The 13571-nt window shown below is 69.5% G+C and carries 14 protein-coding genes and 1 tRNA gene; 5 read left to right on the top strand and 10 right to left on the bottom strand.

Translation table 11 applies throughout. The features are described 5' to 3' along the window. Nucleotides 1–363 precede the first annotated feature (363 nt). From ACFPQ9_RS10915 to ACFPQ9_RS10905, 3 genes are all read left to right on the top strand, one after another. On the top strand, nt 364–1569 hold the full coding sequence (locus ACFPQ9_RS10915; RefSeq protein ID WP_380850471.1) for a DNA polymerase III subunit delta': 1206 nt from the start codon (nt 364–366) through the stop codon (nt 1567–1569). 397 nt (nt 1570–1966) lie between these two features. Further along, nucleotides 1967–3502: an alpha/beta hydrolase gene (locus tag ACFPQ9_RS10910; protein ID WP_380850468.1), complete on the top strand. Its 1536-nt coding sequence runs from the start codon at nt 1967–1969 to the stop codon at nt 3500–3502. A gap of 160 nt (nt 3503–3662) precedes the next feature. Beyond that, a tRNA-Thr gene (locus ACFPQ9_RS10905) sits at nt 3663–3739 on the top strand. Nucleotides 3740–3779: 40 nt separating this feature from the next. Here the strand turns inward: ACFPQ9_RS10905 and ACFPQ9_RS10900 are convergent. Both ACFPQ9_RS10900 and ACFPQ9_RS10895 read right to left on the bottom strand, forming a co-directional pair. Next, a complete protein-coding gene (locus ACFPQ9_RS10900) occupies nt 3780–5525 on the bottom strand; it encodes a tyrosine-type recombinase/integrase (protein WP_380850465.1) in 1746 nt (581 codons plus the stop codon). Then, nucleotides 5522–6202: a helix-turn-helix domain-containing protein gene (locus ACFPQ9_RS10895; protein ID WP_380850462.1), complete on the bottom strand. Its 681-nt coding sequence runs from the start codon at nt 6200–6202 to the stop codon at nt 5522–5524. The genes ACFPQ9_RS10900 and ACFPQ9_RS10895 overlap by 4 nt, the downstream gene beginning before the upstream one ends. 115 nt (nt 6203–6317) lie before the next feature. On the opposite strand from ACFPQ9_RS10895, the gene ACFPQ9_RS10890 reads away from it, so the two are divergent. Then, the gene (locus tag ACFPQ9_RS10890; protein WP_380850459.1) at nt 6318–6557 is read left to right on the top strand and encodes an integrase; all 240 of its coding nucleotides are present in this window, start codon (nt 6318–6320) and stop codon (nt 6555–6557) included. Nucleotides 6558–6630: 73 nt separating this feature from the next. On the opposite strand, the gene tgmC is transcribed toward ACFPQ9_RS10890, so the two are convergent. The 6 genes from tgmC to ACFPQ9_RS10860 all read right to left on the bottom strand — a co-directional run bounded on the left by tgmC (nt 6631) and on the right by ACFPQ9_RS10860 (nt 11876). Then, entirely contained in the window at nt 6631–7791 is a 1161-nt protein-coding gene (tgmC, locus tag ACFPQ9_RS10885) for an ATP-grasp peptide maturase system methyltransferase (protein ID WP_380850456.1), read from the bottom strand. Next, a complete protein-coding gene (tgmB, locus tag ACFPQ9_RS10880) occupies nt 7788–8753 on the bottom strand; it encodes an ATP-grasp ribosomal peptide maturase (RefSeq protein ID WP_380850453.1) in 966 nt (321 codons plus the stop codon). Before tgmB ends, tgmC begins: the two co-directional genes overlap by 4 nt. A gap of 1 nt (nt 8754) precedes the next feature. After that, nucleotides 8755–9009, bottom strand: a complete 255-nt coding sequence (gene tgmA, locus ACFPQ9_RS10875; protein ID WP_380851020.1) for a putative ATP-grasp-modified RiPP — start codon at nt 9007–9009, stop codon at nt 8755–8757. 198 nt (nt 9010–9207) lie between these two features. Continuing rightward, entirely contained in the window at nt 9208–10041 is an 834-nt protein-coding gene (locus ACFPQ9_RS10870) for a DNA glycosylase family protein (RefSeq protein ID WP_380850450.1), read from the bottom strand. Between the two features lie 766 nt (nt 10042–10807). After that, the gene (locus ACFPQ9_RS10865) at nt 10808–11011 is read right to left on the bottom strand and encodes a DUF397 domain-containing protein (RefSeq protein WP_380850447.1); all 204 of its coding nucleotides are present in this window, start codon (nt 11009–11011) and stop codon (nt 10808–10810) included. Nucleotides 11012–11021: 10 nt separating this feature from the next. Next, nucleotides 11022–11876: a helix-turn-helix domain-containing protein gene (locus tag ACFPQ9_RS10860; RefSeq protein ID WP_380850444.1), complete on the bottom strand. Its 855-nt coding sequence runs from the start codon at nt 11874–11876 to the stop codon at nt 11022–11024. A gap of 258 nt (nt 11877–12134) precedes the next feature. On the opposite strand from ACFPQ9_RS10860, the gene ACFPQ9_RS10855 reads away from it, so the two are divergent. Beyond that, the gene (locus ACFPQ9_RS10855) at nt 12135–12569 is read left to right on the top strand and encodes an ATP-binding protein (RefSeq protein ID WP_380850441.1); all 435 of its coding nucleotides are present in this window, start codon (nt 12135–12137) and stop codon (nt 12567–12569) included. 466 nt (nt 12570–13035) lie between these two features. Here ACFPQ9_RS10855 and ACFPQ9_RS10850 read toward each other — a convergent pair whose 3' ends face one another. Together ACFPQ9_RS10850 and ACFPQ9_RS10845 are read right to left on the bottom strand one after the other, a co-directional pair. After that, entirely contained in the window at nt 13036–13290 is a 255-nt protein-coding gene (locus ACFPQ9_RS10850) for a hypothetical protein (RefSeq protein WP_380850438.1), read from the bottom strand. Further along, entirely contained in the window at nt 13287–13550 is a 264-nt protein-coding gene (locus ACFPQ9_RS10845; protein ID WP_380850435.1) for a hypothetical protein, read from the bottom strand. The genes ACFPQ9_RS10850 and ACFPQ9_RS10845 overlap by 4 nt, the downstream gene beginning before the upstream one ends. Between the last annotated feature and the right edge of the window lie 21 nt (nt 13551–13571).

The following is a 13571-nucleotide window of genomic DNA, read 5'->3' as shown; positions in this document are numbered from 1 at the left end:
GGGGGTGCGGTCGACGAGGGGTGTCATTGGTTGCGTCGGCCAGATGCGGTCACGTCTGTGCCGACGTGACCACACCCACGCAAGGGGCGCGGGGAACTGCGCGACCGGCCCCCACCGGCCCGCACCCACCCATCGGCCGGCGCCGCCCAACTGCGCCGGATCCACCCGATGTCACGGCCGACATGACCACACCCACGCAAGGGGCGCGGGGAACTGCGCGACCAGCCCCCACAGGCCCGCACCCCCCCACCACCGATGCCACCCCATCACCGATGCCACCCCACCCGGCCGACCCTCATTGTCAGTGCCGCCCCGCACAATGGACTGCACAACGCAAGGTGTGACGAAAGGCGGACGTGACCCATGACCGTATGGGACGACCTGGTCGGCCAGGAGCGAGTCAGCGAGCAGCTGGACGCAGCCGCTCGGGACGCCGACGCCCTGGTCACCGCCGCCGCCACCGACGCACCGCCGCCCGAGGCGTCCAGAATGACGCACGCCTGGTTGTTCACCGGACCGCCCGGAGCGGGCCGGAACCAGACGGCGCGGGCCTTCGCCGCCGCGTTGCAGTGCGTCAGCCCCGACCGGGCGCTCGGCGGCGCCCCCGGCTGCGGGTTCTGCGACGGATGCCATACGGCGCTGGTGGGCACGCACGCCGACGTCACCACCGTCGCCGCAGTCGGCACCCAGATCCTCGCCGACGACATGCGGGACACCGTCCGCAAGTCGTTCACCTCACCGGCGAACGGCCGCTGGCAGATCATCCTGGTCGAGGACGCCGAGCGGCTGAACGAGAAGTCGGCCAACGCCGTCCTGAAGGCCGTGGAGGAGCCCGCCCCCCGTACCGTCTGGCTGCTCTGCGCCCCCTCCCTCGAGGACGTCCTGCCCACCATCCGCTCCCGCTGCCGCCACCTGAACCTGAGCACGCCCTCGGTCGACGCCGTCGCCGACATGCTCGTACGCCGGGAGGGCATCGAACCCGACATCGCCGCGGCGGCGGCCCGCGCCACGCAGGGCCACGTCGACCGGGCCCGCCGCCTGGCCACCGACCCGGCGGCGCGCGAACGCCGGGCCTCCGTCCTCAGGCTGCCCCTGCGCCTCGGCGAGGTCGGCGCCTGCCTCAAGGCCGCACAGGAACTCGTCGACGCCGCCGCCGAGGACGCCAAGCAGCTCGCCGAGGAGATCGACGCCAAGGAGACCGAAGAGCTGAAGGCGGCGCTCGGCGCGGCCCAGGGCGGCAGAATGCCGCGCGGCACGGCGGGCGTGATGAAGGACCTGGAGGACAAGCAGAAGCGGCGCCGTACCCGCACCCAGCGCGACAGCCTCGACCTCGCCCTGACCGACCTCACCGCCTTCTACCGCGACGTCCTCGCCCTCCAGCTCGGCTCCCGCATCGCCCTCGCCAACATGGACGCCGAGGACGCTTTGGAGCGCCTGGCCCGCGACAGCTCCCCGGAGTCCACACTCCGCCGCATCGAGGCGATCGCCGCCTGCCGTGACGCCCTGGAGAGCAATGTGGCGCCGCTGCTGGCGGTGGAGGCGATGACGATGGCGCTCAGAGCCGGTTGAGCGGGTTGAGCCGGTTGAGCGGGTTGACGGGGCTGAGGGGGCTGAGAGCAGGGCGCCGCCACCGAGCCGATTGCCCGCGAGCGTGGCCACCGAGCCGATAAAGGGCAGCTAGGGCCGTCAGTCCGAGGGCGGCGGCATCCGCGAAGTGATCAAAAGGAGGTTGACCATGGAACACGTACGAGCCGCGGTGTGCACGTAGTGCATTCAACCCACTGCACAGAGTTACGCTCGCCTGATGCAGACCAGGCGCAGCTCCCCAGTCAGCTCAGCCCCAGACCCGAGCCCGAGCGGTCCGAGTGGCCCGAGCGGTCGCATCGGCCCGGGCGGTCGGACCGGCCGGATCGGCCCGGGCGGTCCGGGCGCGCGTAACCGCCCCCGTAGCCGTCGTCGCGCGGGCATGCTCGGCGCCCTCCTCGCCGCCGCCGCGCTGCTCGCCTCCGCCTGTACCGCCGGCGGGTCGACACATCCGGGGAGCGCGGCGGCCGAGGCCGGACTGGCCGCGCTGCCGCGGTCGACGCCGGCCGCGCTCACGCCGTACTACACGCAGAAGCTGACCTGGCGGAGCTGCGGGGTGCCCGGCTTCCAGTGCACCACCATGCGGGCGCCGCTCGATTACGCGAAGCCGGATGCCGGGGACACCCGGCTCGCCGTGGCCCGCAAGAAAGCGACGGGGCCGGGCAAGCCATTGGGGTCGCTGCTGGTGAACCCGGGCGGCCCGGGCGGCTCGGCGATCGGCTACCTCCAGCAGTACGCGGGGATCGGCTACCCGACCGGCGTGCGCGCCCGCTACGACATGGTCGCGGTCGACCCGCGGGGAGTCGCCCGCAGCGAGCCCGTCGAATGCCTGAACGGGCGGGAGATGGACGCGTACACGCAGACGGACTTCACACCCGACGACGCGAGGGAGACCGGCGAGCTGGTCGAGGCGTACAAGAAGTTCGCCGAAGGCTGCGGGGCGGACGCGCCGGGTCTCCTGCGCCATGTGTCCACCGCCGAGGCGGCCCGGGACATGGACGTACTGCGCTCGGTGCTGGGGGACGAGAAGCTGGCGTATGTGGGGGCGTCGTACGGCACCTTCCTCGGGGCGACGTACGCCGGGCTCTTCCCTGACCGGGTGGGCCGGCTGGTCCTGGACGGCGCGATGGACCCGTCCCTGCCCGCCCGCCGGATGAACCTCGACCAGACGGCCGGGTTCGAGACGGCCTTCCGGGCGTTCGCGAAGGACTGCGTGCGGCATCGGGACTGCCCGCTGGGTACTGAGGCGAGCCAAGTCGGCCGCAACCTCAAGGCCTTCTTCCGCAAGCTCGACGCCAAGCCGATCCCGACCGGCGACGCGGACGGCCGTGAGCTGGGCGAATCGCTTGCCATGACCGGCGTGATCGCGGCGATGTACGACGAGGGAGCCTGGGAGGCGCTGCGCGATGCGCTGACCTCGGCGATGCGGGAGAACGACGGAGCGGGTCTGCTCGTCCTGTCCGACAGCTACTACGAGCGGGACGGCGCCGGCCGCTACACGAACCTGATGTTCGCCAACGCGGCCGTGAACTGCGTGGACCTCCCACCGGCCTTCTCCACCCCCGACGAAGTCCGCAGGGCCCTGCCCGCGTTCGAGAAGGCGTCGCCCGTCTTCGGCGAGGGTCTGGCCTGGGCCACCCTGAACTGTGCGTACTGGCCGGTGGCCGCCACCGGGGAGCCGCAGCGCATCGAGGCGAAGGGCGCGGCCCCGATCGTCGTGGTCGGCACGACGCGCGACCCCGCGACCCCTTACCGCTGGGCCCAGGCCCTCTCCCGCCAACTCTCCTCGTCCCGCCTCCTCACCTACGACGGCGACGGCCACACGGCATACGGCCGGGGCAGCAACTGCATCGACGACACGATCAACGCGTACCTCCTCCGGGGGACGCCGCCGACCGGAGGAAAGCGCTGCTCATAGCCTTGATCACGCGCGCTGAAGGGGCTGGTGGGAGCCTTGCGAGGGCCCGGCGAGGGCCTTGCGGGGCCCTGCTACGGCCCTGCCGGGGGCTGGTACGGAGCACCTCGGAAACTGTGTAGACTTACCGACGTTGCCGATCGCACCATAGTGCGGACGGCGCGCCGCCTTAGCTCAGATGGCCAGAGCAACGCACTCGTAATGCGTAGGTCTCGGGTTCGAATCCCGAAGGCGGCTCCAGAGAAGTCCTGGTCACATTGCCCGTGACCAGGGCTTTTTCTTATGCCCGGACCGGGCGGGGGCGGAACGCGATGATCTTCGCACCCTCCTGCGTGCCCATTGCGTGCCCATCCGTATTGGCAACTGCGATTCCGTTCTGCTCGTCGAGCCGTGCGAGTTCGGCCCGCAGAGCCTGCTCGATCGTCGGTCCGTCGCCATTGACCGCTTCGAGGATCTGCGCGACGAGCGCCTCGACCGAGGACTCAGCGCCCTGCTTGGCCGGCGCCTCGGCTCGGCGGGACGCCCCACGGGGCACGAGTGCGGCCGTCGCCTCGGCGGCGTCCCGCGCGGCGGCCGGCATGACCGACTGATAGATGTCCCGCGTGATCCGGCTGTCGCTGTGCCCGAGGGTCTCGGAAACGATCTTCACGTCAACACCCGCCGCGAGCATGAGCGAGGCAGCAACGTGACGCAGATCATGCAGCCGGATCGGGGGCAAGCCGGCGAACTCGACGAGCCGCTCGAACTCCTCCGTCAGCCAACCCGGGTGCAGCCACTCGCCCGACTCCTGCGTGAACATGCGCCCGGTGTCCTGCCACGCCCGCCCCCACTCGACGCGTTCGGCACCCTGCGCCGCCCGGTGCGCGTCGAGAACCTCGCTCGTGTACGCGTCGAGCGACATCGTGCGCTCGCCGCTGTCCGTCTTGGGCGCCGACTCGACGACTTCCCAACCGTCCTGCACGAGCTGCACGGCGACGGTGAGCTCGCCCGCGGCCGGGTTGTAGTCGGTCCACCGGACGCCGCACGCCTCGCCGCGGCGCAGCCCCCGGAACGTGATCAGGTGGAACAGCGGCAGCAGCCTGTGCCGCATGAGGGCGAGCACGTCGAGGAAGTGACCGGCCTGCTCGGGCGTCCAGACCATGACCACGCTCGGCCGCTCGCCGGTCCGCTCCCACTCGGCGACCCGCTCGGCCGTCCAGACCAACGCCTTTGGACGTTTGGCGGCGACGAGCTCGACGTGCGCGGCGGCGTTGAAGACGATCGACCCGCGCGCAATCGCCGTGTTCAGCGCGGCGCGCAACGTCGCCTTGATGTGCTGCTGCGTCGAGGGGCCCGTGATGCGCCGAAACGGGGGCATCGCGGCTATGGCCTCGCGGAGCGCCGCGCGGCGGGCCCTGTTCTCTCCTCCCTTCCACGGGATCGACTTGAGCTCGGCGACGGCGGCCCGCCGGGTTGCGTTCGCCTCGACGATCTCGGCGTTCGTCTCGGCGATGCCCTCGAACATCTCGTCGAGGTGGGGCACGGTGAGGCGGTCGAGCCGAATGTGCCCGATCCTCGGACGCAGGTGGTACCGGATGTCGAGCTCGTAGCGGTCGCGGCCGGACTTGCGCAGTGCCTTCTTTCCGCCGAGCCACAGGTCGAGCCACGCGCCGACGGTCAAGCTCTGCGTGAGCGACTGGCCGGTGCCGAACCTCCGCTTGATCTCGTCGTGGTCAGGGATCGGGTCCTTACCGGCGCCGACCGTGGCGAGCAGGTCGCCGAGGCGGGCGCGGCCGTCGGGGTCGTCCTCGGCGGCGATGTTCAGCAGCGCGCGCACCTTGTCGAGGTCGCCCTGCGCGTCGGTCTGGGTGTCGTACCCGGAGCGCCGGAACAGGCGGCGGTCGCCCTCCGAGTTCGGCGGCAGCTCCTGCCGGATCGTCCACACGCCGTGTGCGCGCTGCTTGAGCTTGGGGCAGGTGCTGCCGAGGGGCTTGCCATCCTTCCGGCGGCAGTAGCACCTCTTGGTCGTTGTGCCCTTTGCGGTCACGCTGTGCCTTTCGGGTCGTTGGTGGGTTGGTCGAGCAGGCCGAGCCGCTTCATGTCGCCGGCTACCTCGGGAGGCAGTTCGGGGAGGGTGAGCCCCTCGCGGGTCATCTCTCGGATGACGCCCGCGAGCTCGTCGAGGCGGTCGACGTACTCGGGTTGGGCTGCGGGGTCCAGCGCGGCGCGCAAGCGTGCCTTGTGGGCCGTTTCGCAGCGCCGGGTGAACTCGGGGGCCAGAGAGACCGGATAGGCCGCTCTGGCCCATGCGGCGGCCCACGTCTCCCCGCCGGCGAGGTGCCGGGAGTCGACGACGTACCGCCCGTCGATCGGGCCGTCGAGCGTCGGCGTCGTGTCGCCGGTCATCCACTGCCACACCGTGGCCGGGTCGCGGGGGTCGGCCGCGGGCACTGTGGGCACGGTTGTCTCGCTCCCGAGGGGGAGCAAGAGCAGTAGTGGCGGGGTGGCGAGGGCGAGGCCGAAGGTCAGCAGCTCGTCGGCGGCCACCGGACGGCGCTTCCCGGATCGGCCGGTCTCGATACTGACGATCACGGCGTACGTGAGGTCGGGGCGCCCGAGGCGAGCGAACTCGGCGGCGAGGTCGTGTCGGCTCATGCCGAGACGCTCGCGGTGTCGGCGGATCTGGTCGGCGAGGATGTCGCCCGCCGTTCGGTGACTGTGCATATCGCGAAGATAGCTTTGCGGATTGCGAAAAGCTAGTCATGATCGTACGGTGCTGATCTGGCACTGCTCGGCACCATCGGGCCGACGTGCACACCGATGTCACAGGGGGCAGATCATGAACACGGCAGAGCACGGAATGACACACGACGAGCTGATCGCCCTACCGGTCACGATCCCGCTTGAGACCGCGAACCGGGCGCTTCACCTCGGGCGCACGACCGGGTACCACCTCGCGCGGGCAGGGAGGTACCCCGTTCGGGTGCTGCGCCACGGACGGGCCTACCGGGTGTCGCGGTACGACCTTCACCGACACCTCGGCGTCGCGGCCGACGAGCCCGGCGACGGCGAGGCGTAGGCGCCGGAAACGACGCTCGCCCGCCGAGCGTCAAGGCACCGGCGGGCGAGCGTCATCTCGCGCTCTGCACTCGTCAGATGGGCAGGGTCCAGCTCGGACCGTGTGGCTCGCCGAGCCAGACTGTCTGAGCGTCGGGGGTGATCGTCATCCCGAACTCGGACAGGTGCGGCGACCCGTGCCCTTCCCACAACGCGATGGAGTCCTCGACCGCGTTCCAGAGCTTGAGCGGCCCTCGCTGGTTGACGGTCCATCCCTCGCGAGCGTCCGCAGGGCGCGTCCGTGCCTGAGACCCGGTGGCGACATCGAGCAGGATCTGCTCGCTGCCGGCGCCGAGGCGCTCGGCCGAGGGTGCGGCGAGCTGTGCGACGAATCGCCCGGTCCAGTCGTCGAGCAGAGCGGGGTCGATCCGGCTCGAACGCTCGTCCCCGGGCAGCAGCTCGAACGGTCCGTGGGGCGGCCGATCGTGCGGTCGCGCGATCATGAACGACGTATACCCGGGCAGGAAGCGCCCCTGGGCGAGGTTGCTTCCCGCCACCGTCAGGTGAACGAGTCCGTGGGCGACACCCCAGCCTGAGAGGGTGACGAGCAGCGTTCCGCCCGTCTTGACCTGCTGTAGCAGGCCGTAGGGGACGTGCCGCATCGAGCAGAACGCGATCACGATGTCGTACGGGGCACGTCCGGAGTAGCCACGCAGGCCGTCTGCTGCGATGAGCGTCGGCGCGTATCCAGCTTCGGCGAGAGCCTTGCGTGCGCGCTCGGCGGCGGCGGCGTCCGTCTCGATCGAGGTCACGTTCTGCTCGCCGGCGATCTCACAGACGTAGGCCGTCGAGAGGCCCGTTCCAGCACCGATGATCAGTACGCGCTTGCCGCGGGTGACGCCCGCCTGCTCGATCATCCAAAGGACCACGCCGGGCAGGGTGGATGATGACGTTGGGCTGCCCCCGGTCACGGGACCGACAGCATCCTCGGCGAGGATGCCGTCGAGTTGGGTCACCCACGTTTGGTTCGAGTAAGTGAGGCGCAGCCACTCGTCGGCGGGCGTGTTGTCGCGCAGGGTGGGGGTCCACACGGTGACGCCCGGCGGGCTGCTCGGCTTGTAGATCGCGGGGCCGAGGAACACCTCACGGGGCACGGTCTCCGCGGCCCGCCGCACTTCGGCGTCGTGCAGCACGCCGTCGGCGACGAGCTGCTCGACAAGTCGGTGCCGCAGGGCCGTGGCGGTCTCGTTGGTCATGCGGTGATGCCCTTCTGAAGCATGTCGGCAAGCGCGCTTGTGATCGCAAGGGTGGTGGGTTCGTCGACGAACGCCCACTGCCCGTTCGGGTTGCATTCGAGGAACCACCATCGACCGTCCGCGTCGAGGGCGAAATCGAAAGCCCCGAATGTGAGCCCGAACGCGTGAAGGAACGCGCGCACAGCCTCGCGGACGGGAGGCGGAACGGCGATCGGTGAGCAAGAGATCAGGCTCTGGTCTTGGCGCCAATCGAGGTGGTCGCCGTCGATGTCGATGCGGGAAGCGAACACCTTGTCGCCGATGGCCGCGAGCCGAACATCAGCGATCTTCGGAATGCACGCTTGGAAGAGGTGGGGACAAAGGGCGATCGAGTCGTCGAGCTCGTCGGCCCCTACGGTGCGTACCCAAACAGTGCGATTCCTGCCGTCCTCGCACGCGAGGTGGACGCGATGCACCGGCTTGTAGATCACAGACCCGTGGTCGGAAGCGAACTTCCGAGCGTCCGCCGGCACGCTGGTGATCAGGGTGTCGGGGACGGCGAAACCGAGACGAGCAGCGGTGATGAGCTGCCTGCTCTTGTTCTCGGCGTCGCGGTTCCGCGAGGGGTGGTTGACGTACAGGGCCCCGGGGAGCCCGGTAAGGGCGCCCGTGTAGCCGTGGCGTGACTGCTCGGCCGCGAACCGCTGCTCAGGGCTGACGGCGTTCCGCGGGGCACCGAAGGGAGTCGGGCGGCGCCAGTAGACCGAGCGGACGCCCGACAGGTTCAGGTGCCGCGTCGAGGTGGTGAGTTCCCCGGTGAAGGTGTCCGCTTCGATCCGGATGCTCATGTTGGCGGTGTCGGGGAAGTCGGCGCCGGGGTCGAGCCGCACGGCCGGGACATCCCGGCCGTGCAGCTCATCCAGCACCAGATCCGCGGTGACATCACCGAGCGCGGTGACGACGAGAACCGGTGCGTCGGTCATGTCAGTCCGAGTCGCTGTCTTCGGTGAGGTCGGAGTCGGCGGGCGGGGGCGGATTCGGACCGCCACCGTCGGACGACGTGGAAGTCTGGTTGGCCGTGGCGGTCCCCGAGCCGTGCCCGCCGTTCATCTCGACGCGGTTGCCGGTCGCGTCGAGGTAGCGGGTCGTCTGGGTGTCCGGGTCGATCTCGGTCCGAACGTAAGGAACGTCGGTCATGCTGGGGTACAGCGCTAAGCGCCGAACCCCCCACGGGGCCATAGCGGTGGACATCAATTCCCCTTACTCATCGTTGGCAGTTATCTGCCCGGAGTTGCCATACAGTGCGCCCGCCTCGCCCCAACCACAAGGCGGCGAAGTGGGCGGTGCTCCTGCCGAGGGCCGACGATCGCCTCACGGCCGGAGAGTTCTTGGTGCGACCCGTTCCCGGGTCGGCATCTCGTGTCTGAAACACGCAGGTCAGTCAGGGCGAACGGTTCGCGCCTCGGGGCTGCTGCTTCCCCACGCGAGCGTGAAGAGGGTGAGGGCGTGCAGGGGCGCCCGCTCGGGGGCCCATGTGCGCCAAAGTGCCTCGAACTCACTGTCGGATGACGGGAGCGCGAGGCCCGGGGCCGCCCTCTTGGCCCATGTGCGCACGGCGAGGTCGCCGTGCGGGTAGATCGAGAAATCTCCGGTCGCATCGGCCGCGGCGGCGGCGGCCGTCCAAGGGCCGATCCCGGGCAGGGCGACGAGCTCGGCGATTAGGGGTTCAGCGTCGAGGCCGGCCCACTTTTCGCCTCGGGCGAGGAACGCCTCGGCTGCGGCCCGCAGAGGGGACTCGTTGAACTTGCAGCCAACCGCAGCGAACCCCTCGCTCGACAGCCTGAGCACGTGCTCGGGGCTCGGCACGAGCGCGAGCTCGCCGGCCGCCGCGGTGAAGCGCTGCCCATACGCGGCACAGAACGCGTTCAGCTTGGTACGGGCCTGAGAGGCGCTCACCACCTGCCGCAGGATCGCCGTCACGATCGCGTCCCAGAGCGACGGGTTCGTGAGACGAACGACCGTGCCGAGTTTCACGAGCGCGTCGAGCAGCGGGCGGCCCTGCTCGGTCGCTGGCGGAAGGGTAATCGCGGACGTGTACGACAGGGCGGGCGGCTCGACCGAGCCCGAGGTGAGGGGTTGCAGCAGCAGGTGCCGGCGGCGTGGTGTCCAAGTAGCGACCCAAGGCTCACCGTTGTGCTCGACGAGTCGCACACGATCACCCTCGGGGGTGGTCTGCCAAGTTGGGTGATCCGCGATGATCGTCGTACTCATGAGCCCAATTCCGTTCGGGAGTAGCTACGTTCAAGCGGTTGGTACGAGTGAGTCACCCGCAGTTCGAGGTACCGCAAGGGGCGCACCGACCACTCGGCAACCGCCCCGCTCCCGAGTACCACCGTGAAGCCACAGACTTGGCCTGAGTGAAGTAGTCCAAGGGCTTGGAGCCACCCGGAGTCCGCCCACTCAACAGCGCGAGCAGCTTCTCGGGGCGTCATGCCGAACACGTGGGCCGTCCGGATCTGAACGCGCATCGCCCGCAGGGCGCTCGTTGCACTCGAATGGACGCGCGGCGCCTCGACGGGCACGGCCTTGTGCGAGTTCTGCGATGCGTAGCGCGTGACGGTGGACATGAAGCCCTGCGCAACCGTTGCGCTCACCGAGGCGGTCGAGCTGCGAGCGGCTACCGACTGCAACCCTGCACCTGCGAGTGCAGGGCGAGGGGGTAACACCTGCATCCGTACCTCCCTGCCATGGCGTCTTGGCTGCTTTCTGCCGGGCCATGGTTGGAACGGCAAACACGGTGCAGCCCGGGGGAGAACCGCGCCCAATGTGTTCAGCAAAGGGCGTAGTTAGGCCACGTCAGGCACGGTGCAGGGCCGTGAACCGCCTCGCCGTGGTAACGCAGGGAGACCGTAGCGCCACGCATCTCCGGGTTGCAAGAGTGGACCGGTGCAAACATGCAGACTGGCATATGCAAAACCCCCCGGCCCTGGTCAGGTGGGGGGTTGTCGACGCTGCGACGCCGAGCGTGCGGGCGTGCCTAGTTGACGAAGTGGTCGAACTCGCCGTTCTTCACGCCCTTGATGAACGCTGCGAGCTTCTCGGGCGACGTGGTGATGATGCTCGCCGGGTCGTCGCTCTCGCACAGCAGGATCGCGCCGTCACGCCCTTCGGCGACGTGCAAGCACTGCTCGCCGCCGCCCCCGGAGAAGCTCGACTTCTGCCAGTTGAATTCGCTGTTCATTCCTGATCTCTCACAGTTCTCTTGCGATGTGGTGAATGAAGCTGCGCGACTCGTCGGGGTCGAGTGAGGTCTGCTCGGCGAAGTCGAGCAAACCTCTATACCGGTCGAGGTCCGCAGCTGTGTCGAAGAACCGTCCACCGAAAGGTGTGTCGATGTGGACGGTATCGAGCTGCGGTACCGCACCAGTCGCGTACATCACGGTCTGTGTGACCTCGATGAAGTCGTCGGCGGCGAAGGGGATCACCCGCAGGGTGATCCATTCCTGCTCGGACGCTTGTAGCAGGTGTTCGAGCTGTGCTCGGGCCACCTTCCGGCCCCCAACCCGCATTCGCAGGGCGGCCTCATGCACGATGGCCTCGAACTGCGGTGGCGCGTCGCGGTTGAAGATCGCGCGGCGCTTCATGCGATGCTCGACTCGGGCGTCTACCTCATCCCCCGGTACCTGGGGGATGACGCCGGCGAACAAGGCTCGCGCATACTCCTCGGTCTGCAAGACGCCCGGAAACGTCATGGGTTGCAGGCATCGAAGCTTCGACGAGTGGTGTTCGAGTTCGGCGATGTCGAGGAATCCGGGGGCGAGGATGCCGCGGTAGTCGTCCCACCAATGCGTACCCCGGCGTTCTCCGGCAATGACGCACAGTGCGGAGAGCAGGGCGTCGTCGTCGCATCGGTAGAACGTGAACAGTCGACGAATCCGCTCGTCGCTGATGCCGAGGCGCCCCGACTCAATGTTGCTGATCCTCGCCGCATCGGTGGAGAGCAGGCCCCCAGCATCGCGCGCGGTCATGCCCGCGCGCTCGCGCAGCTTCCGCAGCTCAGAGCCCAAGCGGATCTGTCGGGCGGTCGGATTGTCCCTCGGCGGCATGTCGTCCTTCCCCTTGTCCAACCTGAGTTTGCCGGGTCCAGCGTCACGGGTCCACCCGCAGAGATTCCTAGGGGTACAGGGTTGTACCGGTCCAACCTTTTACCCTATGGTCCTGGCAGCACCGCGTCGCACGCCAGTAAGACCGAAGTGCAGCCGCTGACACGCGCGTTGAGATACGGCGCAGATGTCACACCCCGGGGGCGGCCATTGCCACGCATGGCGGGCAGCGCGAGCTCGACCGCGTTGGGAGACGACGACATGACCACCACTGCCTTACCGCAGGACCCGCCCGAGTTGGGCGTGAGCTACCGCATGACGGCGCCGCGCGCCGCGACCACGCCGAAGATCGTCCGTGACTGGATCGCCCTGCTGCTGATCACCTTCGGGCACGCCGAGATCGCCGATCAGGCGAAGCTCTGCGCGTCCGAGGCGGTCACGAACGCCTATCACTACACCCGAGGGGACCGGCTTACGGTCGAGGTGTCGCTCGGCTCGACCGCCGTCACCGTGTCCGTGGACGATGACCGCCCCGGATGGCTCCCGAGCCCCCGACCGCCCGCCTCGCTGTTCGCAGAACGGGGGCGAGGGCTTGCCTTGATCCGGGCCCACACCACCGAGCTACGCGCCGTCCCGAACGACGCTGGCACGGGCAAGCGAGTGCAGTTCACCCTCGCCTACGGGGAGGCAGCGTGATGACGGGATTCGAGAACCCCCTGCTCCTCCTCGCGATCATCATCGGGGGCACCTGCGGCTTGTTGGCGCTCACGGCTATTTGGGCATCCATGCCGAGCGCCCGCCGATGGCTCGTCGACCCGCCGACCCGACCGGGCGAGAGCTACCGCTGCCACTGCTGGAAACACCCGATTGTCGTGCGCGTCGCCGAGCCCGTGGGCGGGAAGCGCCGCCGGGGCGGCAGGCGCCGCGGGCCCTCGTACGTCATAGACCCCGCCGCTCGCCCGGAAAGTGCCTCCCACGCGGGGGCGGGCGGCGGTCAATGGGGGGCACCCCCCGTGCACGCGGTCGCATAGATCGCCCGCACGGTGACCCCGGGCAGGGGGCCCTCGTCGAGTGCACCGTCGAGGGGCCCCTGCACCCCCACCCCGCAACGCAAAGAGAGCCCCCGCCATCCGGCAACGCCGGCGGCGGGGGCATCGGGGGTTCAGCGGTTGGCGAGCTGCCAGAGCGTGAGCGCGAGGCCGGCAACCGCGACGAGCGCGAGAATGCTCGGCAGCGGCCACCGACCCTTTTCGAGCAGGTCGAGCCGTGCCTCATGGTCGGCGAGCTGCCGGTCGACCTGATCGCCGCGCTGCATGATGAGCGCGAGCTGCCCGTCGAGGCGGGCGAAACCCGCCTCGACCACGCCCCGCAACCGCTCAAGTTCGAGCGCTACGTCGGAAGGCGTCGGATCGGTCACGGGCGACCATCCTGTGCCCGGTCGAGGGCGAGCAGCTCGTCGTCGCGGTGCGGGCCGGACCGGAGCCAGGAAGGCAGCAGGGCTTGCACCCCGGGCAGTGCCATCACGCGCGCGGTACCGCCGGCGACGGCGAGGGCCGCGGCGACCCAAGGGAGGGTGGACGGGATTCCGGAGGCATCGACGATCGCGGGCAGCAGCACCGCGAGGGCGAGGGCGGTCTGCACGAGCGTGCGCAGGGTCCGGCGGTTGGCGTCGGTCATACGGGATTCCTCTCGTTGAAA

Source organism: Streptomyces coerulescens, assembly GCF_042657965.1.
Lineage (GTDB): Bacteria > Actinomycetota > Actinomycetes > Streptomycetales > Streptomycetaceae > Streptomyces > Streptomyces coerulescens.
Note: the sequence above shows the minus strand (reverse complement) of the source record. Positions and strands in the feature narration are given on the sequence as shown.

Bases quoted from the DNA above. Each gene is read 5' to 3' on its own strand.
- ACFPQ9_RS10915 (WP_380850471.1), top strand. From the start codon at position 364: ATGACCGTATGGGACGACCTGGTCGGCCAGGAGCGAGTCAGCGAGCAG.
- ACFPQ9_RS10910 (WP_380850468.1), top strand. From the start codon at position 1,967: ATGCTCGGCGCCCTCCTCGCCGCCGCCGCGCTGCTCGCCTCCGCCTGT.
- ACFPQ9_RS10895 (WP_380850462.1), bottom strand. From the start codon at position 6,202: ATGCACAGTCACCGAACGGCGGGCGACATCCTCGCCGACCAGATCCGC.
- ACFPQ9_RS10890 (WP_380850459.1), top strand. From the start codon at position 6,318: ATGAACACGGCAGAGCACGGAATGACACACGACGAGCTGATCGCCCTA.
- tgmC (WP_380850456.1), bottom strand. From the start codon at position 7,791: ATGACCAACGAGACCGCCACGGCCCTGCGGCACCGACTTGTCGAGCAG.
- tgmB (WP_380850453.1), bottom strand. From the start codon at position 8,753: ATGACCGACGCACCGGTTCTCGTCGTCACCGCGCTCGGTGATGTCACC.
- tgmA (WP_380851020.1), bottom strand. From the start codon at position 9,009: ATGGCCCCGTGGGGGGTTCGGCGCTTAGCGCTGTACCCCAGCATGACC.
- ACFPQ9_RS10870 (WP_380850450.1), bottom strand. From the start codon at position 10,041: ATGAGTACGACGATCATCGCGGATCACCCAACTTGGCAGACCACCCCC.
- ACFPQ9_RS10865 (WP_380850447.1), bottom strand. From the start codon at position 11,011: ATGAACAGCGAATTCAACTGGCAGAAGTCGAGCTTCTCCGGGGGCGGC.
- ACFPQ9_RS10860 (WP_380850444.1), bottom strand. From the start codon at position 11,876: ATGCCGCCGAGGGACAATCCGACCGCCCGACAGATCCGCTTGGGCTCT.
- ACFPQ9_RS10855 (WP_380850441.1), top strand. From the start codon at position 12,135: ATGACCACCACTGCCTTACCGCAGGACCCGCCCGAGTTGGGCGTGAGC.
- ACFPQ9_RS10845 (WP_380850435.1), bottom strand. From the start codon at position 13,550: ATGACCGACGCCAACCGCCGGACCCTGCGCACGCTCGTGCAGACCGCC.